We start from the raw sequence: 2,106 nt of genomic DNA, 5'->3' as shown, positions 1-2,106 counted from the left end.
TAAAATTTTCTCCCGATGGTCGCTTTGTCTATTTGTCTTCGCGAGATGGTTGGATCAGTAAATTTGATCTGCACTCCTTGCAGTTGGTTGCGGAGATCCGTGCCGGTTTGAACACCCGTAATCTGGCGGTCTCTGGAGATGGCAAGTCGGTGATGGTCGCCAACTATTTGCCGCACACCTTGGTGGCTTTGGATGCCGAAAAGTTACAACCCTTGCAGGTGATTCCGGTGCAAGGCGAAATAGTTGGAGAGAGTTCTCGGGTCAGTGCGGTCTTTTCTGCTCCCCCGCGCAACAGTTTTATTGCTGCTTTGAAAGATCTGCCAGAGGTGTGGGAGATTCCTTACACCAGTGCCGCATCGGCCAATGCCCAAACAGTGGCCGATGCCAGCGGCAAGCCTGCAGTCGAGCAAAGAGCTTTTTCGGTGCGTCGTATCCAGGTGGATGACTATCTGGATGATTTTTTCTTTGATCTTTCCTACCAGCATCTTTTGGGTACCTCGCGCAATGCTGGCAATGGCCAGGTGGTGCAATTGGATATCGGGCGCAAGATCAAAGAGATCGCCATACCGGGTATGCCGCATCTCTCTTCCGGGATTTTGTGGGATTATCAGGGCACACAGGTGATGGCCACGCCCAACCTGAAGGAGGGGATGGTCACGGTGATCGATATGCAAAGCTGGGATGTGGTGAAAAGGATTGAGACCAAAGGTCCAGGATTTTTTATGCGCAGCCATGAAAACACCCCTTATGCCTGGGTGGATGTGTTTACCGGGCCGCACAAGGATCTGGTGCACGTTATTGACAAGAAGAGCCTGGAGATTATCAAGACCCTCAATCCCGATCCAGGTAAAACCTCCGGTCATGTCGAGTTTACCCGTGACGGTCGTTATGCGCTGTTGAGCATTTGGGAAAATGATGGCGCCTTGGTGATTTATGATAGCGAGACTTTGCAAGAGGTCAAACGCATTCCGATGCGCAAACCCTCTGGCAAATATAATGTGTACAATAAAATTACCCGCTCGTCAGGAACCAGCCATTGATGGTTTGGGTTGGCCCACTGGGGGTGCTTGACTGTTCCGTCACTGCACCAGCCACGCCCTGATTCTGTCTGAGATGGAGAGCAGAAGCGCTCTCTTGTGTACAGCGTGTGGGTTGGGATACAAGAGCTGCTGTTGGCAATGCAGTTGTTTGGCGATGTGCTGCGGCAGCTCTATTTTTTGGAAAAGGTTTTGTTGCGCCGAATCTCCCGTACCAGAAAGATCACTACCGCCAAAATACACAGAGCACCAATAAAGATTCCCACAAACAGAGAATAGTCATAGCGATAGGTGTCGTCGCGGGGATCATAGGTGGTACAGAAAAAACGCACGCGCCGTACCAGCAGATCAACAGCAGTTTCCTCCTTTTTTTGCGGTAAACCAAGGATCAACTCTTTCAAAGGTTCGATCAGTTGTGGGGTAGGAATGGTCTCCCCATAGGCTTGTTGATAGACCTTGCCCTCCTGATCGACCACTGTTACCTGCGCCAAATGATCATATCCGCGTGGTGAAGGGTAGGCCACAAAACCAATATGTTCCATCAATTGTTGCACAGATTCGGCAGTGCCGCTCAAAAACTGCCAACGCGGGTCTGAGACCTTTTGTTGTCGCGCATAATAGTCCATGGCCTTGGGGGTGTCGGCATGGGTGTCAAAGCCGACTGTCAATACCTCAAAAGCATCCTCGCCAAATATCGTTTTGGCTTTGGCAACCGTTGTTGCCAATGAGCGGGTGGCAATGGAGCAGGTATGATAGCAGGTGGTATAAATCAGGTTGATCAGTAAGGGTTTGCCACGCAGTTGCCCAAGTGATACCGGTTCATTGCGCTGATTGACAAAGGCGAGGTCAGGGAGTGTTTTGCCAATGGCCGCCTGACTGAGCCGCAACAGTTGTTCCGGGTCAGGAACGGTACTCTCTTCGGCTTGCGCAACGGGTTGACAAAACAGCAAGAAAAACAGCGGACAGATCCAGAGAGCAAACAACAGGGGGGCAATCCGCCTCGGTTGTGTCAGAAACCGTGCCTGCTCCTGTTGCACACTGTCTGGTCCTTTGTTTTTTGCTACCTGCC

2 protein-coding genes are annotated in these 2,106 nt (G+C 51.2%); one reads left to right on the top strand and one right to left on the bottom strand.

The annotated features are described in order from the left end of the window. Nucleotides 1-1,040: cytochrome D1 domain-containing protein (locus tag EJP87_RS15620; protein ID WP_227657698.1), on the top strand; the 1,040-nt coding region annotated here is incomplete at its 5' end. A 170-nt stretch (nt 1,041-1,210) separates the two neighbouring features. On the opposite strand, the gene EJP87_RS15615 is transcribed toward EJP87_RS15620, so the two are convergent. Next, on the bottom strand, nt 1,211-2,106 hold an 896-nt coding region (locus tag EJP87_RS15615), incomplete at its 5' end, for an SCO family protein (RefSeq protein WP_130472779.1).

Origin of the sequence: Candidatus Magnetaquicoccus inordinatus, from assembly GCF_004217665.1 — a bacterium.
Taxonomy (GTDB): Bacteria; Pseudomonadota; Magnetococcia; order Magnetococcales; family Magnetaquicoccaceae; genus Magnetaquicoccus; species Magnetaquicoccus inordinatus.
The sequence above is the reverse complement of the archived record's forward strand: the minus strand, read 5'-3'. Positions and strand labels throughout refer to the sequence as shown.